The organism is Pseudomonas sp. 22072 (assembly GCF_052046095.1).
Classification (GTDB): Bacteria; Pseudomonadota; Gammaproteobacteria; order Pseudomonadales; family Pseudomonadaceae; genus Aquipseudomonas; species Aquipseudomonas paracarnis.
This window is the reverse complement of the sequence record NZ_JBQEQE010000004.1, coordinates 150,494-172,135: the sequence shown is the minus strand read 5'-3', so window position 1 is coordinate 172,135 and position 21,642 is coordinate 150,494. Positions and strand designations below refer to the sequence as shown.

The following is a 21,642-nucleotide window of genomic DNA, read 5'->3' as shown; positions in this document are numbered from 1 at the left end:
GCAAGCTCGCTCCTACAGGCAGCCTGAGATCGATGCGGCCTTTTTCCAGGAGGCCCGTCATGAACCTGCATCAGTTTGCCGAAACCCACGACGTCACCAACCAGCCACCGTCCCTGGACGGCACTAACCTGTATCGCATCGACTTGCCTTTGCAGGAATGGTCACGCCGCTTCGGCGCCGGTTGGGCACAAGCGCGCATTGATGCCTACGGTGCGCTGGCCGGTGGGCCGTTGATGGCAGCCGGGTTCCTGGCCAACCAGAACAAACCGGTGTTCAGTAGCCATGACCGTTACGGCCATCGTATCGACCTGGTGGAGTTTCACCCGGCTTATCACGAGTTGATGCGCACCGCCGTCGAGCATGGCCTGCCGTCGTTGCCGTGGGCCCATCCGCAGCCTGGCGCCCATGTGGCGCGTGCGGCGATGACCTACCTGCATAGCCAGGCCGAAGCCGGCAGCGGCTGCCCGCTGACCATGACCTTCGCCTGCGTCCCGGCCCTACGCCTGCAACCGGAGCTGGCGGACCTCTGGCTGCCTAAAGTACTCAATACCCACTACGACCCACGCAATGTCGGCATAGCCCACAAGGCCGGCGCCACTATCGGGATGGCCATGACCGAGAAGCAGGGCGGCACCGACGTACGCGCCAACACCACTCGCGCTTACCCCGTAGGCGCGGGTGGCCCCGGCCAAGCCTACGAACTGGTGGGGCATAAATGGTTCTGCTCGGCACCGATGTGCGATGGCTTCCTGACCCTGGCCCAGACCGACAAGGGCCTGACCTGTTTCCTGCTGCCCCGGCACCGACCGGACGACACGCGCAACGAGTTCTACATCCAGCGCTTGAAGAACAAACTCGGCAACTGCTCCAACGCGTCCAGCGAAGTGGAGTTTCGCGGCGCCCTGGCCTGGATGGTCGGTGAAGAAGGCCGCGGCGTTCCAACCATTATCGAAATGGTTGCCATGACGCGCTTCGATTGCATGGTCGGCTCCAGCGCCTTGATGCGCCAGGCGCTGACCCAGGCCAGCCATCACTGCGCCCATCGCCAAGTGGGTGGCCGCGTGCTCAGCGAGCAGCCGCTGATGCAGAACGTGCTGGCCGACCTGGCCCTGGAAAGCGAAGCGGCCCTGGCCTTGAGCCTGCGCATGGGGCGCGCCCTGGATCAGCTTGATGATGAACATGAAGCCAAGTTCGCCCGGCTGGTCACGGCGGTGGGCAAGTATTGGATCTGCAAGCGAGCGCCGGCGATGATCAACGAAGCCGCCGAATGCATGGGCGGCGCCGGGTACGTGGAAGACAGCATCCTGCCGCGTCTTTACCGTGAGGCACCGGTTAACTCCACGTGGGAAGGCTCTGGCAATGTGCAATGCCTGGACGTGCTGCGTGCGTTGTCCAAAGAGCCGGGTGTGCTGGAGGTGTTGTTTGTGGAGCTGGGGGATGGCCATGGCGACAAACAGCTGGCGCGGCATATCGAGCAGTTGAAGGCGGCGTTCATGGACACCCAGGATATCCAGTATCGGGCACGGCAGCTGACCGAGGACATTGCCCTGGCGTTGCAGGCCAAGTTGTTGTTGGAGGCGGGTAATGCGGCGGTGAGCGACGGGTTTATCGCCAGTCGGTTGGGTGAGTCGTCGGGGCGGGTATATGGCACCTTGCCGCGTGGGGTGGATGTGCAAGCTATTGTCGCCCGCTCAACCCCACAATCCCTCTGAATAAACACAGTCAAATGTGGGAGCTGGCTTGCCTGCGATAGCGGTGGTCCAGCCAGCAATTATGTGGNGACCGCTATCGCAGGCAAGCCAGCTCCCACCTATCAAAGCATTCCACTTCCGGTGTTTCGGTGAGGCCTGGATACAGGCAAGATAAAGGCCTGCAAGTCAGAACACAGGATGCTTACCGTGACCGAAGCTTTTGTTGTCGTTAAAACCGCCGAAGAAGCCGTGGACCGGCTGGCGGCGCTGCATGAGCGTGCGACTGGCGCGCTCAACCAAGCGCTCAAGCAATACCTCAAGGACCGCGTCGAACCCGACGCCGCTCAACGCGCACTGTTTCGCTACCCGGAACTGCGCCTGACCTACCACTGCCACGGCGAAGTCCCACAGACCACTCGGGCGTATGCCAAGGTGCAACTGCCGGGTACCTACAGCGTCACCGTGACCCACCCGGCCGCGTTCCGTAAGTACCTGCTGGAGCAACTGGTGCCGCTGATGCACGACTTCACCGTGACCGTGGAAGTGGGCGTCAGCCAGCAGAACATCCCGTACCCCTATGTGGTGGAGCAGGGTGATGAACTGGCCGGCTCCGGCGTCACCGCCGCGACCCTGGCTCGTGTATTCCCCAGTACCGACCTGTCCGCCGCCACCGACGGCATTGCCGATGGCCTGTACGACTGGGAAAACACCGACCCGCTGCCCCTGGCCCTGTTTGATGCCGCCCGCGTGGACTTTTCCCTGCGTCGCCTTGTGCATTACACCGGCAGCGACTGGCGCCATGTGCAGCCGTGGATCTTGCTGACCAACTACCACCGCTACGTGGACCAGTTCATCCTGCATGGCCTGGAGCAACTGCGCAGCGACCCGCGGTTTATCCGTATGGTGCTGCCCGGCAACGTGGTGATCGACAAGAGCATGGACCACGGCGAAGCCTCGGCCATTGCCGCCGGCGTGGTCTGGCACCGCTACCAGATGCCGGCGTATCACCTGCAGGCCACTGACGGCCACGGCGTGACCTTGGTGAACATCGGCGTAGGCCCGTCCAACGCCAAGAACATCACCGACCACCTGGCCGTACTACGCCCGCATTGCTGGCTGATGATCGGCCACTGCGGCGGCCTGCGCCAATCCCAGACCATCGGCGACTACGTACTGGCCCACGCCTATATGCGCCGCGACGGGATTCTCGACCGCGTGGTACCGCCGAACATCCCCATCCCGGCCCTGGCCGAAGTGCAGCTGGCGCTTCAGCAAGCTGCGGCGAAAGTCACTGGCGAAAAAGGCGAAGAGCTGAAAAAACGCCTGCGCACCGGTACCGTGCTGACCTATGACGACCGGAACTGGGAACTGCGCTGGGCCCAGGAGCGGCCGCTGATCAACCTGTCCCGCGCCGTGGCCGTGGACATGGAAAGCGGCACCATCGCCGCCCAGGGTTACCGTTTGCGCGTGCCTTACGGCACCTTGTTGTGCGTATCGGACAAACCCTTGCACAGCGAGATCAAGCTGCCGGGTTCGGCCAACGCGTTCTATGAGCGCGCGGTCAGCCAGCACTTGAAGATCGGCATCGAGGCGGTCGACCTGTTGCGCACCGAACTCAACTCCCTGCACTCGCGCAAACTGCGCAGCTTCGACGAGCCGCCGTTCCGCTAAGCGGTTGGGATGGTCATTTAGCGGTCAGGCCACTAGCATTGTCGGTCCTGACCGTTAGATGTTCCTTTGCCATGTCCCGTCCCAGCCGTCCCGATTCGCGCCGCCCTGGCGTGAAACCACCGTACTCTGCCGCTCGCCGCGTTGCCAAGGCGCCACCGGCCGAGCCCAAGTTGATCCTGTTCAATAAACCCTTCGATGTGCTGACCCAGTTCAGCGACGAAGGTGGGCGCGCGACCCTCAAGGATTTTATTGATATCCCCGGCATTTACCCGGCAGGGCGCCTGGACCGTGACAGCGAGGGCCTGCTGCTGTTGACCAACGACGGTCAGCTCCAGGCGCGCATCGCTGACCCCAAGCACAAGCTGGCGAAAACTTACTGGGTGCAGGTGGAAGGCGAGCCGACTGAAGAGCAGCTGCAACGCCTGCGTGAAGGCGTGGAACTCAACGACGGCATGACCTTGCCGGCCGAGGCGCGGCAACTGGATGAGCCGGCATTATGGCCGCGCAACCCGCCGGTACGCTTTCGCAAAAGCGTGCCGACGTATTGGCTGGAGTTGGTGATTCGTGAAGGGCGCAACCGTCAGGTACGGCGCATGACCGCAGCAGTGGGCTTGCCGACGCTGCGCCTGGTGCGCGTGCGTATTGGTGAGTGGTCGATCGATGGCCTGGATCAAGGCCACTGGAAGGCAGTGCCGGCGCGCTTATAAGGCGCCGGATTCAATCAGGCCGATCACCACGCTCTTGATGATGAACGCCGCCACGCCCAGGCCCAGCACGAAAAACAGGATGAACGAACCAAAGCGCCCGGCCTTGGATTTCTTCGCCAGGTCCCAGACGATGAAGCCCATGAAAATGATGAGGATAGTGACCAGGCCGGTCATCATCCATTCTTCAAACAGGGCGGGGTCGATGTTGTTCATGGGGCTCTTCCGACAAGACAAGCGAGCAGTATACGGCAGCGTCACAAACGCAACATTGACCTGAGTCCTGCACGGTCAAACTGTGGGGGGCCTGATGTCATTGTAGGAGCGAGCTTGCTNAGGCACGGGTTATCGTTAACGTTTTTCGCGAGCAAGCTCGCTCCTACAGCTGAGCATCGTTGTTCTCAGGTGCGCAGGTGGGTCAGGGGCAGTTCGGTGCTGTTCAATACCTGGTTGAGCACAAAGCTGGACCGCACGCTGGTCACCCCTTCAATCCGGGTCAGATGCCCCAGAAGCAATTTCTGATAGTGATCCATGTCCGGCACTACCACCTTCAACTGGTAGTCCGCATCCATCCCGGTCACCAAACTGCACTCCAGCACTTGCGGCAGGGTGCGGATGGCGGCTTCGAAATTCTCGAAGCGTTCCGGCGTGTGACGGTCCATGCCGATCAGTACGTAGGCCGTAAGGCTCAGGCCGAGCATCTTGCGGTCGAGCAGGGCGACCTGGCGGGCGATGTAGCCGTCGTCCTCCAATTGCTTGACCCGGCGCGAGCAGGGCGAAGGCGACAGGCCGATGCGTTCGGCCAGCTCCTGGTTGGAGATCCTCGCGTCGCGCTGCAATTCCGCCAGAATACTCAGGTCGTATCGGTCAAGCTTGCTCATTGGGTTGGCCTTTGTCGTAACTATTGCGGTTAATTATCCATGAAGGGTTAAAAATTGCGCAAGCACTGTTTATTGACGCAATCTTCGCAATCCTCTGCCCGCCTGGCACGCCTATGATTACCAACAGAATCACCGCCTGGACAACAGTCCACAGCAGCGCGCCCAATCAGGCCCGTTGCGGCCGCCGCCCCAGCAGGGTTGAGCCGGCCTCCAGGCTGCACACTGTCCACAAGACGGCGTGAGGTGAGCCAACGTCAAAAGCGTTGAGCACGGACGAAATTCTCAAGGGGTGGCCGACGGGTCACCCCTTTTTCTTTGTGCGCGTTTTGCCTTCAGAAAATAGTTCTCGTGACTGATAACCTGTCTCAGAACCGGGCGAGGCTTTTCCAGTCTCATGATCAAGCCCCAATCCGCAGTGAGGAAAAGCATGAAGCGCATCTGGCGTATGGCAGGTGTTGGTTTGCTGGTGGTCAGCGTCGGCTCCCAGGCGATGGCCGACGAACGCGATAACTCACCGGGCCAGGGGCAACGGCCTGAGCACAATCAGCCACGCCCACAAAACCCGCAGGGTGATCGTGGCGGCGAGCACGAGGGTGGCCAATGGCAAGGTCGGCCTCAAGGTCATGAGCCGGGGCGACCAGCACCGCAACCGCAACCCTCCAATAACCTGCCGATCCAGGGCCGGCCCGATACCGTGCGCCAGACCCAGGAGCCGCGCCAGGGTTATTACCGTGATATTCCCAGACGCCCCGATGACAACCGGCATTGGGAGGCCGGCGGCCCCGGTTCGCGTCCGAGTAACGATCGCCCCGGTGATAACCGCTGGCCAGGCCGCCCCGACGGGCATGGCAATGGCTGGGGTCCAGGCCCGCAGCATCGCCCTGGATATGTCATCGACCGTTTCCCCGATCGCAATTACCGCGTGCCTTACCGTGGCCAGGACTACTTTTTCTCCGGCGGCTACTGGTATCGCCCCCAAGGCCCACGCTACGTAGTGGTGACGCCGCCCTATGGCATTCGCGTGCATTACCTGCCGGACTACGCACGTGAAGTGTGGGTAGGCGGCTCGCTGTTGTTCCTCGCCGCAGGCGCCTATTACGCCTACGAGCAAAGCACCCAGCAATACGTGGTGGTACAACCACCGACGCAGGTGCCATCACCTCCGCCGACGCCTCAAGGCAACGGCTATGACGTGGTGGCTTACCCGGCCAACGGCCAATCGCCAGCCCAGGTACAGCAGGACGGCTACGACTGTTATCGCTGGGCGGTGCAACAAAGTGGCTTCGACCCGCGCACCGTTACCTATGCCCCGGACCCTGCGGTGGTACAAACTTACCGCCAGGCCCAGGGCAACTGCCTGGGCAGTCGTGGATATCAGGTGCAGTACTAGGTTTTGTTGCCGGTGACCACTTCCCGCGGGTCGGCATGCACCAGCACTTCGGCCTTCGGATATTCCCGGTGGATGGCATCGGCGGCCTGGTCGCTGATGCCGTGGGCCACCGACAGCGTTAACTCGCCCGGCAACTCCAGGTGCAACTGCACAAACCAGTGGTTGCCGGAAACCCGCGTACGCAAGTCGTGGGCACCCAGCACGCCGGGTACGCCCCGGGCCAGTTCCAGCATGTGCTGGCTGACGTCTGGCGGTAACTCTTCATCCATCAGCACCGCAAAGCTTTCCCGGGCGATCTGGATCGCGCTCCACAGAATGTAGGCGGCGATCCCCAGGCCAAACCAGGCGTCGACCTGATGAAAGCCAAAACCTGCCAACACCAGCGCAATCAGGATGCTGCCATTGAGCAGCAAGTCCGAGCGGTAATGCAGCGAGTCGGCGCGCACCGCATTGGAGCCGGTCTCGCGCACCACGCGGTGTTGCAGCACCAGCAGGGCCACGGTCAGCGCCAGGGACAAGATAATCACGCCGATACTCAACCACGGTGCGCCAACCGGCTCTGGGTGCTTGAGCCGTTCATAGGCCTGGAGCGCAATCAGCACCGCACTGCCGGCGATAAACAAGGCCTGCGCCATCCCCGCCAGCGACTCCGCCTTGCCATGCCCATAACGGTGATCGTCATCGGCCGGGCGCAGGGCGTAATGCACTGCCAGCAAATTCAACAGCGAAGTGACGCCGTCGAGCAGTGAGTCGGTCAGCCCGGCGAGCATGCTCACCGAGCCGCTGAGCCACCAGGCGATGGCCTTGGTCACAATCAACACACAGGCCACGCCCACCGAGGCGCGGGTGGCCAGGCGCAAGAGCCTTGCGTGTTCGGGGCTGCTGGTCATGAGCTGTCCTTACGCGGCAGGCTGCAGGCCCAGGGCCGCCAGTTGCTGCACGCTGCCCTTGAACTGGATCAGGCGTGGGTCGTCCAGCGGCAAGGTGCGGCCGGTTTCTTTCTGGATGATGCTCTGCAGCTTGGCGTTATCGACCTTGCCGTCAGCGCCGATGGCTTCGTGCAGTTTCTCGGGGGCGACCTGGGCGGTCTTGCCCGGTTCGAAGTAAATGGCGCCCGTGGCGAAGTCGACACCGAAGGCGATCAGGCCGGGGATCACATAAAACAACAGGCCGAGGGCATCGAGTACCGCGATGGTCGGGTCGATCTTGCCATCGATCTGGCCACGACGGTCGGGGTAGAAAATCGACCCGCAGGCGGTAAGTTGGCTCAGCAGGGTAACGGCGAGTACACCGCCGATGACACGGGAAGCGATACGCATGAAAAAGTCTCCTGAACAGATTTAAGGGTGACTATAAGCCAGATCGGCCAGGCGCCGATGAACCAATGTGGGAGCTGGCTTGCCTGCGATTGCGACGGTTCAGGAAATACAGCGGCAACTGTCACACCGCTATCGCAGGCAAGCCAGCTCCCACCTTCGACTGCATTCACAGCCCAAAGCGTGGGTGCTTTTAAGACCCGCATCGGCATCTGGCAGTTCGCCGTTATACTCGCCGCTCTGCTTTGGAGCCAGTATGAATTCGTTGCCGATCGATGATGTTTTACCCGCCCTGCGTGACGCCTTGGCGCATCGCCATGAAGCCGTGCTGGAAGCGCCCCCCGGCGCCGGTAAAACCACCCGCGTGCCCTTGGCCTTGTTGCATGAGCCGTGGCTCGCCGGGCAAACCATCCTGATGCTCGAACCCCGGCGCCTGGCTGCTCGTGCTGCTGCCGAGCGGTTGGCCAGTGAACTGGGTGAAAAGGTCGGTGAGACCGTGGGCTACCGCATTCGCCTGGACAGCAAAGTCGGCCCCAATACGCGTATCGAGGTGGTCACCGAAGGCATCCTCACCCGCCGCCTGCAGGACGACCCGGCGCTGGACGGCGTGGGCTTGTTGATCTTCGACGAATTCCACGAGCGCAGCCTCGACGCCGACCTGGCGCTGGCCCTGAGCCTTAACGGCCGCGAGCTGTTTCGCGACGAGCAGCCGCTGAAGATCCTGCTGATGTCCGCCACCCTCGAAGGGGAGCGCCTGGCGGGCTTGCTGGATGACGCGCCGATCCTGCGCAGTGAAGGGCGCATGTTCCCGGTGCAGATGCGCTGGGGGCGGCCCTTTCAGGCCGGAGAGTTTATCGAGCCGCGCGTGGTGCAAACTATCCTCGAAGCCCTGCATGACGAGCCCGGCAGTGTGCTGGTATTTCTGCCGGGGCAGGCGGAGATTCGCCGGGTCAACCAGCAACTGGCCGAGGCCCTGGGTGATCGCCCTGACGTGCTGTTATGCCCTCTACATGGCGAGCTGGACCTCAATGCACAGCGCGCCGCCATCGACCCGGCGCCGGCCGGCAAGCGCAAAGTGGTGTTGGCTACCAACATCGCCGAGACCAGCCTGACCATCAACGGCGTACGCGTGGTGATCGACGCCGGGTTGGCTCGGGTGCCGCGTTTCGACCCCGGCAGCGGCATGACCCGCCTCGACACCCAGCGCATCTCCCGCGCCAGCGCCACCCAGCGCGCCGGTCGGGCAGGTCGGTTGGAGCCAGGGGTGTGTTACCGATTGTGGTCCGAAGACCAGCACGACGGTCTGGCCGCTTATGGCAGCGCGGAAATCCTCGCCGCCGACCTGGCGGGGCTGGCCTTGCAACTGGCCCGTTGGGGCGTGACGCCCAGCCAGTTGGTGTGGCTGGATGCGCCACCCACAGCCGCGTATGCCCAGGCCCAGGACCTGTTGCAACGCCTCGGTGCATTGAACGACGAAAACCTCACCGCCCATGGCCAGAAGATGGCCGAGTTGCCCGCCCACCCGCGTATTGCCCACCTGTTATTGCGTGGCCAAGACCTGGGGCTCGCCGCCACCGCCTGTGACGTGGCAGCCCTGTTGGGCGAGCGCGATATCCTGCGCGGCGGCGGTGCCGACTTGCACAGCCGCCTGGCGCTGATGTCCGGCGAGGAGCGCGCGCGAGGTACGCAGGGTGGCGTGCAGCGCGCCAAGCAACTGGCCCGGCAATACCGTGGCTACCTGCGCGGCAAGGCGACCCAGCCGGTGGACAACCCCGACCACCCGCGCTGGCTCGGCGCCTTGCTGGCACTGGCCTACCCGGACCGCGTCGCCCAGCAACGCCGCCCCGGTGGCGCTGAATACCGCCTGGCCAATGGCCGAGCGGCGCTGTTTGCCGAAGCCGACAGCCTGATGAAACAACCCTGGCTGGTGATCGCCGACCTGGGCAGCCGCCAGGGCCAGCGCGAAGAACGCATCTACCTGGCGGCGGATTTTGATCCGGCACTGTTCGACACGGTGCTGGCCGAGCAAGTGCGCAACGTCGACCAACTCGACTGGGACGAGCGCGAAGGCGTCTTGCGTGCCGAGCGCCAACGCAAAGTCGGTGAACTGGTGCTCAGCCGCGAACCCCTGACCGGCCTCGACGAATCCGCCCGCAGCCAGGCGCTGGTCAACCTGGTGCGCCGCAAAGGCCTGGAACTGCTGCCCTGGACCCCGGAACTGCGTCAGTGGCAAGCCCGTGTGATGCTGCTGCGCCAACTGGATGCCGGCAACACCAGCGAGTGGCCCGACCTCAGCGACAAGGCCCTGCTCGCCAGCCTCGAACACTGGCTGATGCCTTACCTGGGCAAGGTCTCGCGCCTCAGCCATTTCGCCAACCTGGATATCTCCAGCTACCTGCACAACCTGCTGCCCTGGCCCTTGCCCCAACGCCTGGAAGAGCTGGCGCCGCAGCATGTGAAAGTGCCGTCGGGGTCATCGGTACGCCTGGACTACAGCGAGCAGCCGCCGATCCTGGCGGTGCGCTTGCAGGAATTGTTCGGGTTGGCAGACACCCCGCGCATTGCCGGCGGGCGCCTGGCCGTGAAGTTGCACTTGCTGTCCCCGGCGCGCCGGCCGGTGCAGGTCACGCAGGACCTGGCGAACTTCTGGCGCAGTACCTATGCCGAGGTGAAGAAGGATCTCAAGGGGCGATACCCCAAGCATTATTGGCCGGATGACCCGTTGGTGGCCGAAGCGACGGCCCGAATCAAGCCGCGTAAGTAGGCACTATGCAGTTCAAATGTGGGAGCTGGCTTGCCTGCGATCGCATCGCTGCGGTGTCACTGAAAGACCGCATCGGCGGCATCGCAGGCAAGCCAGCTCCCACAAAAGATTAAGGATGTGGGTTATTGCGCGGCAGGCAGCAGGAAGCGGGCGATAACCGGTAGATGGTTGGAAATGCGCAATGTGTCCTCCTGCCTCACCTTCGCCTCCACCCGCTTGATGCGCGGGCTGTAGAACAGATAATCCAAGGTGCGATCCGGCCCGTCCAGGCTCGGGTCATTGGGGAAGTGCGTCAGCCATTTCTCACGATCAATCCCGCTGGACTCGCTGTTACGCGGGATCATCGGGTACTTGTCCCACAGCAGGTGCAACTCGCTGTCCGGCGCATACTGCCCACGCTTAGCCGCGTCCAGGCGCAGGTATTGGCCCAGTGGCAGCAGGTTGAAATCCCCGCCGATCAACCAGGGCGTGCCCCGGCCTTCGAACTTGTCCAGCAGCTTGGCCGCGGCTTGCACTTGTTGTTGCGCTGCCGAGCGGCCAGGTGCGCCGCCGTCCAGGCGTGTATTGAGCACCGCCAGTTGGCCGCCATCGCTCAAGGGCAGGTAAGTCAGTAGCAACGCAGGTTTAGGTTGGAACTGCCGGCTGACGAAGTTGGCATCGGCGGTTGGCAGTTGCAGGCGTTCGGCATGTTCGATCTGGTAGCGGCTGAGCGTAGCGAGCTTGCGCCCGACGCTGCCGAAGATATGCAGGCTGGGCACAAAGTCGGCTTTCCAGTCGAAGGCCTGGGCGCTGCACGGGTAGAGGTCGACCAGACGCTCCTGTAACAGCGCAAGCTGGTCCTGATAATGGGAAGGCTTGGCGCCTTCGTCGACTTCCTGCAACAGCAGGATGTCGGGCTGTTCGTCGCGAATCACCCGCGCCACTTCGTCGAGGCTAAAGGCCATGTCTTCGACGGTGGGGCGATCGTCCGGGCCGCTGCCGTCCGGGGTGTCGTACCAGAACACGTAGTTCTTGCCGGCCAGGTATTGCACATTCCAGGTCATGACCTTGAGCGCCTGCCCCGGCAGCAGTGTCGGGGCGCGGGGTGCCACGCAGCTGACGGGCAGGGTCTCTTTGTCGGCAGGGCGCCAGGTCAGGCTGTAGATCAGCGCGGCCAGCAGGCCGGCGATGATCAACAGGCTCAACAGGGTGATGCGCAATAAACGGGTCATCGGCTCGGCTTATATGCGTGTCAGAAGAGCCACGGAGCATATCACCGCACGTCGGCGTCGCCACCGATCAGCATGAATAAACGGAACAGCACCACGCTGGTGAACAGTTGCAGGAAGCTATGGGCACTGTCCATCAACAGCCCCAGCAGCGGCGCGGGCTCGGGATAGGCCGCCACGCTGGCGCCCTTGAGCAGCCACAACGGCGTCATCACGCACAGCAGGCACACCAGGATGCGCCAGAAATGCCCGCGGGTCAGGCGAAAGCTTTCCTTCATCGCCTCCAGGGCGGGCATGCCGCGCAGCACCAGCAGGTATTCGGCAAACGCCAGCACCACCATCAGCCACAAGCCCGGCAGGAAATACAGCGACAGCCCCAACAGAATCAGCAAGGTGCTCATGGCTGTCAGCAGGGCAAAACGCGGCCACAGGCTCAAGGCCATGGCCCACACGTCCTTGGTGCGCGGCGACTCGCCCCGGGTGCGGGCGTCGAGAAACAGGATCAGGGCGCCGGTGTACAGCGGGTACACCAACAAACCTACGACCACGCTGTAGCCGGGAAACGCATCCGGGCCCAGCGTGTGGTCCAGCACCTGTTGCAGCAAGGCTTCGAGGATCACCAATGGCAGGCACAGCTGGACGATGGCGCCCAGGTTGCGCTGGGTAAAGCGGAAGGAGTCGCGCAAAACGTCTAACGGATTCATCAGGGTCATCACAGGCCTGGAAGCAGAGGGCCACACTTTAACCGATCAGGGTCCAAGGGGCGCAAACGTAAACCTTGAGTAAAGACCATTGAAACAACTCGTAACATCCCCATAACTGGAAAGCCCCCAGCCTGATCACAGGCGGGACCGGAATTTTTTATCGGCAATCTAACGAGGTCGCCATGAACAGCGAAGAGCAAACCCTGATCGATGGACTGTTTTCACGGTTGCAGCAAGCCGAAACGGACTCAGCCCCCCGCGACGCCCAGGCCGAAGCGCGGATCAAGGAGCATATGGCTCGCCAACCTGCCGTCGGCTACTACATGACCCAGTCGATTCTGGTACAGGAACATGCGCTGCAGAGTCTTGACGCGCAGAACAAGCAACAGGCCCAGCAGATTCAGCAATTGCAGGACGAGCTGCAACGGGCCAAGGCCACGCAACCTGCGCCGACCAGCGGTGGTGGGTTCCTGTCGAGCATCTTTGGCGGCGGCTCCCGTGAGCCACAGCCTGCGCCGAGCAACTCAGGTGGCGGCTGGCGTGAACCGGCGCGGCCATCGTTCAACCAGCCAGCGCCCCAGCAGAACTATCAGCCGGCGCAAGCACCGGCAGCCGCGCCAGCCGGCAGTGGCTTCCTCGGTGGTGCCATGAAGACCGCCGCCGGCGTGGCCGGTGGAGTGTTGCTGGCCGAAGGGATCAGCAGCCTGTTCCATCACAACCAGCAGCCGCAGGTGGTGGAAGAGATCATCGAACAACCGGCACCGGCCAGTGATTCAGGTAACTGGGGCAACGATGACCAGACGTTTGCCGGCAATGACAGCTGGGGCAGCAATAACGCCGATAGCTTCGCCGACAGCGATTATTCCGACGATTCCTCTTCCTTTGGCGACGACGATTCCTTCGTCTGACACACCAGGCCCGGGGCGCTGCTGCGCTCCGGTCTGATTTTTTCCCGGAAACGCTCCCTTGGCTGGCATACTGGCGCCCTTTCCGGGCGCTGGCGCCTGGCTGTCCATGAGGAAGTGCGGTGAAAAAAATTGCAGTGTTCGCCGATGTGCAAAACCTCTACTACACCGTGCGCCAGGCCTATGGTTGCCACTTCAACTACGCCGCCCTGTGGGCTGACATCAGCGCGCGCGGGCAGATTGTCGAGGCGTACGCCTATGCCATTGACCGCGGCGACAGCAAGCAGCAACAGTTCCAGCAGATCCTGCGCAACCTGGGCTTCACGGTAAAACTCAAGCCGTATATCCAGCGCAGCGACGGCTCCGCCAAGGGCGACTGGGACGTGGGCATCACGCTGGACATCATGGACGCCGCCGACCATGTCGACGAAGTCGTGCTGGCCTCCGGTGACGGTGATTTCGACATGTTGCTCGAACGCATCATCCACAAGCATGGCGTGCGGGCCGTGGCCTACGGCGTGCCGGGGCTGACGGCCAACTCATTGATACGCGCCGCCAGCCACTACGTGCCGATCGAAGGCGCGTTGTTGCTCAAATAGATCGTAGAACGGAGTTGGAACAGGTTTGGAACGTATAGCGGTCATCGACTTTGAAACCACTGGCATCACCCCCAGCAGCCACTGCCGGGCCACGGAGATTGGCGTGGTCATCCTCGAGCGTGGGCAGATCGTGGACCGCTACCAGAGCCTGATGAACGCCGGTGTGCGCGTACCGGCGTTTATCGAACAGCTCACCGGCATCAGCAACGCCATGCTGCGCAGCGCGCCACCGGCTGAACGGGTGATGAACGAAGTCAATGAGTTCGTCGGCACCACGCCCTTGATGGCGCACAACGCCGCGTTCGACCAGAAGTTCTGGGACTTTGAGCTGGGCCTGATCCGCCGCACCCGCCTGCAGAAATTCGCCTGCTCCCTGCTGCTGGCCCGCCGCCTGATGCCGGCGGCGCCCAACCACAAGCTCGGCACCCTCAACGCCTACGCCAAACTGCCCCACACCGGCCAGGCTCACCGGGCGCTGGCGGATGCGGAAATGGCCGCCAACCTCACAGCGCACCTGGCCCAGGAACTGCGCCAGACTCATGGCTTGCGGGAGCTGTCCCATGACTTGCTGTGCACCTTGCAGAAAGTGCCGGCCGCGAAGATCAATGAGCACCTGAAGAAACATCGCGGGTTTTAAGGCCTGGCGCTGATCGTCCCCACGCTCCGCGTGGGCATGCATCTGGAGACGCTCCGCGTCACGACTTTAAGAGTGGACGCAGAGCGCCCAGGGCGGCATTCCCACGCAGAGCGTGGGAACGATCAGCAAACAGCGCGGGTTCTGATCCGGCTACTGCCTCAAGAACACTGGAGTTCCCATGTGGGAGCTGGCTTGCCTGCGATAGCGGTGTATCAGCCAGCCATTTATTGCCTGACCCTCCGCTATCGCGGGCAAGCCCGGCTCCCACAGGGGTTATGCGTCGTTTGATCGTCCCCACGCTCCGCGTGGGCATGCATCTGGAGACGCTCCGCGTCACGACTTTAAGAGCGGACGCAGAGCGCCCAGGGCGGCATTCCCACGCAGAGCGTGGGAACGATCAGCAAACAGCGCGGGTTCTGATCCGGCTACTGCCTCAAGAACACTGGAGTTCCCATGTGGGCGCTGGCTTGCCTGCGATAGCGGCGTATCAGCCAGCCATTTGTTGCCTGACCCTCCGCTATCGCGGGCAAGCCCGGCTCACACTTGGGTTATGCGTCGTTTATCGAGGCTGTGGGCACTCCAACGCCTGGCCCACCATCCCCTTCGCCATCTCCACCCAACGCATCTCATCACTCCGTCCGATGCGTGGGCCTGGGCGTCGGACTTGCACGTCCGGTCACCAAGCATTCGATGACAGGGCGAGACTGGCTACCGAATCCGACGCAAACAAGGCACCTGAGCGCTGAATGGTCGGTAGGTCAAATCCGGCTATGAGTTAGGACCTTTCTGGTTTTCTTCTTTACTCATCCATCACGTTTTACTGCGACCTACCATTCTGTGTGTCATTCACGCACAGGGACAAAGAACATGCAGGAAAGCGACCTTCATACAGCGATCATGCGAAGCAAGTTGGAACTTGAATCAAATGGCATTGATCTGGGTTCCAGTTCAAGCATGGCGTTTCATGTGGGCAACACGATGACAAGCTGCCCGGCAGTCATGGTGTTGCCGAGTTTGCCAGGTTGGAGTCATGGCCCTCATTACCAGTTACTCAAGCCGATTCACGCTGACCCCGTTGCGCCCGATACGACGTTTGATGAACTCTGGAAATGTACACAGCAACACTACGGCCTCACGGCAGCCACAGTGATCACTGACGCGGCGGGCATACCCATAAGCAAAATTGTGGTGGGTGCTTGGGTTCACGTCGGCTCCAGCAAAACCACGAACCTGGCTAGCCTGATCGGAATGCGCTTTTTCCCTCGTACGTTGATCAGGCAACCCACCATGGACAGAATGGCAAAGGCAACGTTTGGCACGGTGCGGGTATTCGGCATCATCGGGCGGGGCATGCCCTTCGTCGCTGCCGGGCTTGCAGTCTTTGACCTGGTCAGTATTGGTAAGTGTGCCTATGAGGCGAGAAATGGAAGGTAGCTTGGCAAGAGCCGACATCAGCGAAAAAGTGATCCAGCTATTCGTCGATATCATCGGTTTTATCGACCGAAGCGAAGTGACGGAGCAAACCGATTTCATCCATGACTTCGACATCATTGATGACGACGTGACCTGCTTTGTCATGTAGATCAAGTGGCAGTTCAAGCTGCAAGCGACGCAGGAGGATTGGGATCACATCACGACCATCGAGCAGATAGTCGATTTGATCGTCCAGCGTTCGACTCTTCGGTGAGGCCACTGACGCCATCGCAGGCAAGCCAGCTCCCACAGTTGACCGCGTCGCTCGGGCAGTACGCGATCCCTGTGGGAACGATCGCTCAGCCAGCATTTTTGCCATTGGTGTCCAACTGCCCCAACGGCACCCGCCGCTCTATGGCGCTGGACAGAATAATCGAGGTCTTGCTGAAGCCGAACTTCGCTACCCGATTAATCAGGTTTTCCAACTCGGGCATCGAGCCCACCGCCGCTTGCATGATCACGCATGGGTCGCCCGTGACCCGGTGGCATTCGGTGAGTTCGGGTATCTCCGCCAGGGCGTCGTACACCTTTTGGCTGCCATGGTTGGTCAGCCGCAACTCAATCACGCATTGAATCGGCAAGCCCACTTTGGATAAATCCACCTTGGCCTGGTAGCCGGTGATCACGCCGCTGGCCTCAAGCTTGGCCACGCGTTCGGCCACGGCGGGGGCGGAAAGGTTCACGGTGCGCGCCAGTTGCGCGTAGGAAGCACGGCCATCTTCAAGCAGGGCGCTGAGGAGCATGCGGTCGTATTTGTCCATGATAAGGCTCCGGTTGCGCGTGGCTTTCGAAAGCACGGTTTATAGCCTTGATAACCATGGTTTGAGAAGTGTATTGGCGTTTTAAACAGGTTTTGTAACTTAAGTTTATCCACCTTCGTTTCTAGAATAAGTCTCCCATTTCCTGCCATAGAGCCGCCCAATGCCTGGCCCACGTCGCTTTCCCTTACCGTTGATCGCCGCCTTTTTTGCGTTGTATGTGATCTGGGGTTCCACCTACCTGGTGATCCGTATCGGCGTGGAGTACTGGCCGCCGCTGTTGCTGGCGGGGATTCGGTTTTGCACGGCGGGGGTATTGATGTATGGCTTCCTCAGATGGCGCGGGGTGCCGGCGCCGACCTGGCCGCAGTGGAAGGCGGCCGGGATGATCGGCATTTTGTTGCTCACCGTGGGCAATGGTGGCGTCAGCGTGGCGGAACATATGGGCGTGTCGTCCGGCGTGGCTGCGCTCGCGGTGGCGACGGTGCCGCTGTTTACCTTGCTGTGTGGTTTTTTCTGGGGCGCGCGTAATACGCGGTTGGAATGGGCAGGCGTGCTGCTGGGGATCATCGGCATCGCCATGCTCAACATGGGCAGTACCTTGCAGTCGAGCCCACTGGGCGCGGTGCTGCTGTTGATGGCGGCGGCGTCCTGGGCCTTCGGCTCGGTGTGGAGCCGCCACTTGCCGCTGCCCCAAGGCGCCATGGCCAGCGCCGCGGAAATGCTCGTGGCCGGTGTGGCGCTGCTGATCGTCAGCGCGCTGTCCGGCGAGCACCTGCAGGCCATGCCGCCGCTGGAAGGCTGGCTGGCCCTGGCGTACCTCACGGTGTTCGGCTCGATCATCGCCTTCAACGCTTATATGTACCTGCTCAAGCACGTACGCCCGGCGGCGGCGACCAGCTACGCCTATGTGAACCCGGCCGTCGCCGTGTTGCTGGGGATTGTGTTCGTGGGTGAGAGCATCGGCCTGGAAGAAGCCTTGGCAATGCTGGTGATCATCAGCGCGGTGTTGCTGATCAGCCTGCCCCAATGGCGCAAGCCCAAACCCGAAATAAGGTAAACTGCCGCGCATTACGCCCTTGCGCTGAATTTTTCCTACGGTAACTACATGACTTTCGCCACCCTTGGCCTGATCGAACCCTTGCTGCGCGCCCTTGAGACGCTTGGCTACCAGACCCCGACGCCGGTGCAGGCGCAAGCCATTCCGGCAGTGCTGGCCGGTCGCGACCTGATGGCCGCGGCCCAGACCGGCACCGGCAAGACCGCAGGTTTCGCTTTGCCGCTGCTGCAACTGCTGACCATGGAAGGGCCGAAAGTCGCCGCCAACTCGGCGCGTGCGCTGATCCTGTGCCCCACCCGTGAACTGGCCGAGCAGGTTCATGCCAGCGTTGCCGAGTACGCCCAACACCTGCCGCTGACCACTTACGCGGTGTACGGCGGCGTGAGCATCAACCCGCAGATGATGAAGCTGCGCAAAGGCGTCGACATTCTGGTCGCCACCCCTGGCCGCCTGATCGACCTGTTCCGCCAGAACGCGCTGAAGCTCAACCAGCTGCAAACCCTGGTGCTGGATGAAGCCGACCGCATGCTCGACCTGGGCTTCTCCGAAGAGCTTGCCAACATTTATCGCATGCTGCCGAAAAAGCGCCAGACCCTGCTGTTCTCCGCGACCTTCTCCGATGACATCCGCCTGCTCGCCGGGCAAATGCTCAACGACCCGCTGAGCATCGAAGTCAGCCCACGCAACGTTGCCGCCAACACCGTCAAGCAGTGGGTGGTGCCGGTGGACAAGAAGCGCAAGCCGGAGCTGTTTGTGCACCTCATGCGCAAAGGCCGTTGGAAGCAAGTGCTGGTGTTCGCCAAGACCCGCAACGGCGTAGACGCCCTGGTGGACAAGTTGCAGGGCCTGGGCATCAACGCCGACGGTATTCATGGCGACAAACCCCAAGCCACCCGCCAACGCGCACTGGACCGCTTCAAGGCCAGCGAAGTGCAAATCCTGGTGGCCACCGATGTGGCGGCCCGTGGCCTGGATATCGAAGACCTGCCGCTGGTGGTCAACTTCGACCTGCCGATCGTGGCCGAGGACTACATCCACCGTATCGGCCGTACCGGGCGTGCGGGCAACACCGGTGAGGCGATTTCCCTGGTGTGTGCCGATGAGGTGAACATGCTCTCGGCCATCGAGATGCTGACCCGTCAGACCCTCACCCGCAAGATGGAACCGGATTTCGAGCCGGAGCACCGCGTGCCGGACACCGATGCCAGCGGGCAGGTGGTGAAGAAACCGAAAAAGCCGAAGAAGCCGAAGGCGTCCGGCGGTGGCGGCAAGCGCAACCTGGGCAAGTGGGTGGACAGTGGGGAAGTAGCCCCGGCTGAGCCGTCGATCAAGCCGGTGCGCAAGGTGCCGGTGTTTAATACTGGGCCGCGTAAGAAGAAGTGATTGATCATTCCCACGCGCGTGGGAACGCATCCTGTGACGCTCTGCGTCACGAACCTAAAGTGGGACGCAGAGCGTCCCTGGCGGCATCCCCACGCAGAGCGTGGGAACGATCAGCGGTGGAGCCACTCCAACATCCCCAGCCCAGCCGCCCGGCCACTGGCAAAACACCCGGTCAGCAAATACCCACCGGTCGGCGCTTCCCAATCGAGCATTTCCCCCGCACAAAACACCCCAGGCAACGGCTTGAGCATCAACCGCTCATCCAGCGCTTCAAACGGCACACCACCCGCCGTGCTGATCGCCTCATCCATCGGCCGCGTTTTCACCAACGTCAGCGGCAACGCCTTGATATCCACCGCCAATTGCGCCGGGTCGGTGAAGTGTTCAGCAGGCGTCAGCTCGCGCAACAACGCCGCTTTCACGCCATCCAACCCCAGCTGACTGTGCAAATGCTTGCTCATCGACCGCGAGCCACGGGGCTTGGCCAATGCGGCCTGCACCTTGTCCAGCGGCTTGCTGGGCAGCAAATCGATATGCACCGTGGCCGCACCGTCGCGGTTGATCGCTTCGCGAATCGGCGCCGATAAGGCGTAAATCAAGCTGCCTTCGATACCGGTGGCAGTGATCACGCATTCGCCCAGCCGAGGTTTGTCATCCCCCAGGCCAATGGCGACGTTTTTCAACGGCGCGCCAGCGAATTTGCTGACCATCAACTCGCTCCATGCCGACACATCAAACCCGCAGTTGCTCGGTTGTAGCCTCACATAGGGCAGGCCTCTGCCTTCAAACAGGTTGAGCCATGCGCCGTCGGAGCCCAATCGCGACCAGCTGCCGCCGCCCAGGGCCAGCAGCACGGCGTCGCTGTGGACAACTTTTTCGCCGTCCGGGCTGTGGATAAGTAAATCGCCCTCGTCATTCCAACCCGTCCAACGATGCCGGGTGTGGATAACCACACCTTGCTCCCGCAGACGCTTGAGCCAAGCGCGCAAAAGTGGCGCGGCTTTCATATCGGTAGGAAATACGCGACCGGAGGTGCCGACAAAGGTCTGGATACCCAGGCCATGGATCCATTCGCACAACGCCTCGGCGCCAAAGCTGCGCAGCAGCGGCGCCATGTGCGGGGCGCGTTCGGCGTAGCGCGACAGGAACGCCGGGTACGCCTCGGAGTGGGTGATGTTCATGCCGCCCACGCCTGCCAGCAGGAACTTGCGCCCCACCGACGGCATGCCGTCGTACAGGTCCACGCGCACGCCAGCCTGGCTCAAGACTTCGGCGGCCATCAGCCCGGCGGGGCCGCCGCCGATAATGGAGACGTGGTGGGCAGAAGTCTGAGGCATGGGCAGGGCTACGGTGATGTGAATAGGCCGAGCATTCTACCCGACCACGACGCCGCTGCCTGATCAAAAAACGTACACTTTCCTACAGGCCATGCGGTCAAACGCTTGTAGCCGCTTACGCTCAAGTTATCCACAGGCCGTTCCACAGGCATTGTGGGTAACGCTCACACTTCAATGACAGCCTGATGACGTCCATACCCGCTGCGCGCTGTGGTGCAGGATGCCGTGGCGGCGGGCGAGGGCAGGGCGGTCCTTGCTATAGCCGCCACCGATCACGCCCATCACCGGTATGTCGCGGCCCAGGCAGTGGCGCATCACGCTTTCATCACGGGCGGCGACGCCTGCATCTGTCAGCTTGAGGTAACCAAGGGCGTCGTCCTTGTGCACATCCACGCCGGCGTCGTACAGCACCAGATCCGGCTGGTAGAGCGGCAGCAGGTAGTTGAGCGCGTCATCCACCACCTTGAGGTAGTCGGCATCGCCCATGCCCATGGGCAGCGGGATGTCCCAGTCGCTCTGGGCCTTGCGTGCCGGGAAGTTCTTTTCGCAGTGCAGCGACACGGTGATGGCGTCCGGCGTGTCGTGCAGGATGCGTGCGGTGCCGTCACCCTGGTGTACGTCGCAATCGAAGATCAGCACGCGATTGACCCGGCCGTTGGCCAACAGGTAATGGCTGATCACCGCCAGGTCATTAAAAATGCAGAAACCCGCCGGATAATCGTAATGGGCATGGTGGGTGCCACCGGCCAAATGGCAGGCCAGGCCATGTTCCAGGGCTTGTTCGGCGGCCAGGATCGAGCCGCCCACCGCACGCACCGTGCGCCGGGCCAGGGCTTCGCTCCACGGCAGGCCAAGGCGGCGTTGGTCCTCGCGGGACAGTTCGCCGCTCATGTAGCGTTCGATATACCCAGGTTCATGGGCCAGGGCCAAAATGTCTGCCGGGCACAGCGGCGGGCGCAGCAATTGGCTGTCTTCGGTGAGGCCGCTGTCCACCAGGTGGTCACGCAACAGGCGAAACTTGTCCATGGGGAACCGGTGGTCCGCCGGGAACTCAGGGCTGTAGTCTTCGTGGTAGATCAATGGCAAGGGCATGGGATTTTCTGACGGGAACCTGCGACGGATCTTAACAGCGCTGTACACTCACGCACATGGCAAGGCAGG

The 21,642-nt window shown here is 62.2% G+C and carries 20 protein-coding genes and 1 pseudogene; 12 read left to right on the top strand and 9 right to left on the bottom strand.

All coding sequences use genetic code 11. The features are described 5' to 3' along the window. The first annotated feature begins 59 nt into the window (after window positions 1-59). The 3 genes from ACTJLA_RS05910 (at window position 60) to ACTJLA_RS05900 (ending at window position 4,069) form a co-directional block, all read left to right on the top strand. Window positions 60-1,712: an acyl-CoA dehydrogenase family protein gene (locus ACTJLA_RS05910; protein WP_034126919.1), complete on the top strand. Its 1,653-nt coding sequence runs from the start codon at window positions 60-62 to the stop codon at window positions 1,710-1,712. A 177-nt stretch (window positions 1,713-1,889) separates the two neighbouring features. Further along, window positions 1,890-3,362 (top strand): AMP nucleosidase, encoded by a 1,473-nt coding sequence (amn, locus tag ACTJLA_RS05905; RefSeq protein WP_153475217.1) that lies wholly within the window; start codon window positions 1,890-1,892, stop codon window positions 3,360-3,362. A 71-nt stretch (window positions 3,363-3,433) separates the two neighbouring features. After that, window positions 3,434-4,069, top strand: a complete 636-nt coding sequence (locus ACTJLA_RS05900; RefSeq protein WP_072448267.1) for a pseudouridine synthase — start codon at window positions 3,434-3,436, stop codon at window positions 4,067-4,069. On the opposite strand, the gene ACTJLA_RS05895 is transcribed toward ACTJLA_RS05900, so the two are convergent. Both ACTJLA_RS05895 and ACTJLA_RS05890 read right to left on the bottom strand, forming a co-directional pair. Continuing rightward, window positions 4,064-4,273, bottom strand: a complete 210-nt coding sequence (locus ACTJLA_RS05895; RefSeq protein ID WP_025999909.1) for a DUF2788 domain-containing protein — start codon at window positions 4,271-4,273, stop codon at window positions 4,064-4,066. The genes ACTJLA_RS05900 and ACTJLA_RS05895 overlap by 6 nt on opposite strands. A gap of 194 nt (window positions 4,274-4,467) precedes the next feature. After that, window positions 4,468-4,947 (bottom strand): Lrp/AsnC family transcriptional regulator, encoded by a 480-nt coding sequence (locus tag ACTJLA_RS05890; protein WP_003194418.1) that lies wholly within the window; start codon window positions 4,945-4,947, stop codon window positions 4,468-4,470. A gap of 427 nt (window positions 4,948-5,374) precedes the next feature. Between ACTJLA_RS05890 and ACTJLA_RS05885 the strand changes: the two genes are divergently transcribed. Next, window positions 5,375-6,337, top strand: a complete 963-nt coding sequence (locus ACTJLA_RS05885; RefSeq protein ID WP_054896181.1) for a DUF6515 family protein — start codon at window positions 5,375-5,377, stop codon at window positions 6,335-6,337. Here the strand turns inward: ACTJLA_RS05885 and ACTJLA_RS05880 are convergent. Then, window positions 6,334-7,227: a cation diffusion facilitator family transporter gene (locus ACTJLA_RS05880; protein WP_054896180.1), complete on the bottom strand. Its 894-nt coding sequence runs from the start codon at window positions 7,225-7,227 to the stop codon at window positions 6,334-6,336. The two genes, ACTJLA_RS05885 and ACTJLA_RS05880, sit on opposite strands and share 4 nt — an antisense overlap. Before the next feature lie 9 nt (window positions 7,228-7,236). Then, window positions 7,237-7,656, bottom strand: a complete 420-nt coding sequence (locus tag ACTJLA_RS05875) for a hypothetical protein (protein WP_014720057.1) — start codon at window positions 7,654-7,656, stop codon at window positions 7,237-7,239. Between the two features lie 253 nt (window positions 7,657-7,909). Here ACTJLA_RS05875 and hrpB point away from each other — a divergent pair, with 253 nt between their 5' ends. Continuing rightward, the gene (hrpB, locus tag ACTJLA_RS05870) at window positions 7,910-10,417 is read left to right on the top strand and encodes an ATP-dependent helicase HrpB (RefSeq protein WP_314550265.1); all 2,508 of its coding nucleotides are present in this window, start codon (window positions 7,910-7,912) and stop codon (window positions 10,415-10,417) included. Window positions 10,418-10,539: 122 nt separating this feature from the next. Here the strand turns inward: hrpB and ACTJLA_RS05865 are convergent, their stop codons facing one another. Next, window positions 10,540-11,628 carry an endonuclease/exonuclease/phosphatase family protein gene (locus ACTJLA_RS05865; protein ID WP_089042501.1) on the bottom strand — a complete coding sequence of 363 codons (1,089 nt, stop codon included), beginning with the start codon at window positions 11,626-11,628 and terminating at the stop codon, window positions 10,540-10,542. 41 nt (window positions 11,629-11,669) lie between these two features. Beyond that, window positions 11,670-12,329: a YciC family protein gene (locus ACTJLA_RS05860; protein ID WP_032873246.1), complete on the bottom strand. Its 660-nt coding sequence runs from the start codon at window positions 12,327-12,329 to the stop codon at window positions 11,670-11,672. A 182-nt stretch (window positions 12,330-12,511) separates the two neighbouring features. Here ACTJLA_RS05860 and ACTJLA_RS05855 point away from each other — a divergent pair, with 182 nt between their 5' ends. From ACTJLA_RS05855 to ACTJLA_RS05835, 5 genes and pseudogenes are all read left to right on the top strand, one after another. Continuing rightward, on the top strand, window positions 12,512-13,237 hold the full coding sequence (locus ACTJLA_RS05855) for a DUF2076 domain-containing protein (RefSeq protein ID WP_236281944.1): 726 nt from the start codon (window positions 12,512-12,514) through the stop codon (window positions 13,235-13,237). A gap of 119 nt (window positions 13,238-13,356) precedes the next feature. Then, window positions 13,357-13,833 carry a LabA-like NYN domain-containing protein gene (locus tag ACTJLA_RS05850; RefSeq protein WP_003194396.1) on the top strand — a complete coding sequence of 159 codons (477 nt, stop codon included), beginning with the start codon at window positions 13,357-13,359 and terminating at the stop codon, window positions 13,831-13,833. A 25-nt stretch (window positions 13,834-13,858) separates the two neighbouring features. Continuing rightward, window positions 13,859-14,470, top strand: a complete 612-nt coding sequence (locus tag ACTJLA_RS05845) for a 3'-5' exonuclease (RefSeq protein WP_054896175.1) — start codon at window positions 13,859-13,861, stop codon at window positions 14,468-14,470. A gap of 867 nt (window positions 14,471-15,337) precedes the next feature. Further along, window positions 15,338-15,904, top strand: a complete 567-nt coding sequence (locus tag ACTJLA_RS05840) for a hypothetical protein (protein ID WP_252950810.1) — start codon at window positions 15,338-15,340, stop codon at window positions 15,902-15,904. Then, a pseudogene (locus ACTJLA_RS05835) lies at window positions 15,894-16,157 on the top strand (acyl carrier protein). Before ACTJLA_RS05840 ends, ACTJLA_RS05835 begins: the two are co-directional and overlap by 11 nt. Before the next feature lie 85 nt (window positions 16,158-16,242). Here the strand turns inward: ACTJLA_RS05835 and ACTJLA_RS05830 are convergent. After that, window positions 16,243-16,704 (bottom strand): Lrp/AsnC family transcriptional regulator, encoded by a 462-nt coding sequence (locus ACTJLA_RS05830; protein WP_044268904.1) that lies wholly within the window; start codon window positions 16,702-16,704, stop codon window positions 16,243-16,245. A gap of 160 nt (window positions 16,705-16,864) precedes the next feature. On the opposite strand from ACTJLA_RS05830, the gene yedA reads away from it, so the two are divergent. Together yedA and ACTJLA_RS05820 are read left to right on the top strand one after the other, a co-directional pair. Continuing rightward, on the top strand, window positions 16,865-17,761 hold the full coding sequence (yedA, locus tag ACTJLA_RS05825) for a drug/metabolite exporter YedA (RefSeq protein WP_034126930.1): 897 nt from the start codon (window positions 16,865-16,867) through the stop codon (window positions 17,759-17,761). 48 nt (window positions 17,762-17,809) lie between these two features. Further along, window positions 17,810-19,144, top strand: coding sequence for a DEAD/DEAH box helicase (locus ACTJLA_RS05820; protein WP_034126931.1), 1,335 nt, complete (start codon window positions 17,810-17,812; stop codon window positions 19,142-19,144). A 110-nt stretch (window positions 19,145-19,254) separates the two neighbouring features. Here the strand turns inward: ACTJLA_RS05820 and ACTJLA_RS05815 are convergent, their stop codons facing one another. Further along, entirely contained in the window at window positions 19,255-20,481 is a 1,227-nt protein-coding gene (locus ACTJLA_RS05815; RefSeq protein ID WP_314551344.1) for a TIGR03862 family flavoprotein, read from the bottom strand. Between the two features lie 171 nt (window positions 20,482-20,652). Further along, window positions 20,653-21,573 carry a histone deacetylase family protein gene (locus ACTJLA_RS05810; RefSeq protein ID WP_032904157.1) on the bottom strand — a complete coding sequence of 307 codons (921 nt, stop codon included), beginning with the start codon at window positions 21,571-21,573 and terminating at the stop codon, window positions 20,653-20,655. Window positions 21,574-21,642 lie beyond the last annotated feature (69 nt).

Coding starts and splice junctions, on each gene's coding strand:
- yedA (WP_034126930.1), top strand. CDS start 16,865: ATGCCTGGCCCACGTCGCTTTCCCTTACCGTTGATCGCCGCCTTTTTT.
- ACTJLA_RS05885 (WP_054896181.1), top strand. CDS start 5,375: ATGAAGCGCATCTGGCGTATGGCAGGTGTTGGTTTGCTGGTGGTCAGC.
- ACTJLA_RS05820 (WP_034126931.1), top strand. CDS start 17,810: ATGACTTTCGCCACCCTTGGCCTGATCGAACCCTTGCTGCGCGCCCTT.
- ACTJLA_RS05830 (WP_044268904.1), bottom strand. CDS start 16,704: ATGGACAAATACGACCGCATGCTCCTCAGCGCCCTGCTTGAAGATGGC.
- hrpB (WP_314550265.1), top strand. CDS start 7,910: ATGAATTCGTTGCCGATCGATGATGTTTTACCCGCCCTGCGTGACGCC.
- ACTJLA_RS05815 (WP_314551344.1), bottom strand. CDS start 20,481: ATGCCTCAGACTTCTGCCCACCACGTCTCCATTATCGGCGGCGGCCCC.
- ACTJLA_RS05840 (WP_252950810.1), top strand. CDS start 15,338: ATGCAGGAAAGCGACCTTCATACAGCGATCATGCGAAGCAAGTTGGAA.
- ACTJLA_RS05910 (WP_034126919.1), top strand. CDS start 60: ATGAACCTGCATCAGTTTGCCGAAACCCACGACGTCACCAACCAGCCA.
- ACTJLA_RS05810 (WP_032904157.1), bottom strand. CDS start 21,573: ATGCCCTTGCCATTGATCTACCACGAAGACTACAGCCCTGAGTTCCCG.
- ACTJLA_RS05865 (WP_089042501.1), bottom strand. CDS start 11,628: ATGACCCGTTTATTGCGCATCACCCTGTTGAGCCTGTTGATCATCGCC.
- ACTJLA_RS05860 (WP_032873246.1), bottom strand. CDS start 12,329: ATGAATCCGTTAGACGTTTTGCGCGACTCCTTCCGCTTTACCCAGCGC.
- ACTJLA_RS05855 (WP_236281944.1), top strand. CDS start 12,512: ATGAACAGCGAAGAGCAAACCCTGATCGATGGACTGTTTTCACGGTTG.
- ACTJLA_RS05890 (WP_003194418.1), bottom strand. CDS start 4,947: ATGAGCAAGCTTGACCGATACGACCTGAGTATTCTGGCGGAATTGCAG.
- ACTJLA_RS05900 (WP_072448267.1), top strand. CDS start 3,434: ATGTCCCGTCCCAGCCGTCCCGATTCGCGCCGCCCTGGCGTGAAACCA.
- ACTJLA_RS05875 (WP_014720057.1), bottom strand. CDS start 7,656: ATGCGTATCGCTTCCCGTGTCATCGGCGGTGTACTCGCCGTTACCCTG.
- amn (WP_153475217.1), top strand. CDS start 1,890: ATGCTTACCGTGACCGAAGCTTTTGTTGTCGTTAAAACCGCCGAAGAA.
- ACTJLA_RS05880 (WP_054896180.1), bottom strand. CDS start 7,227: ATGACCAGCAGCCCCGAACACGCAAGGCTCTTGCGCCTGGCCACCCGC.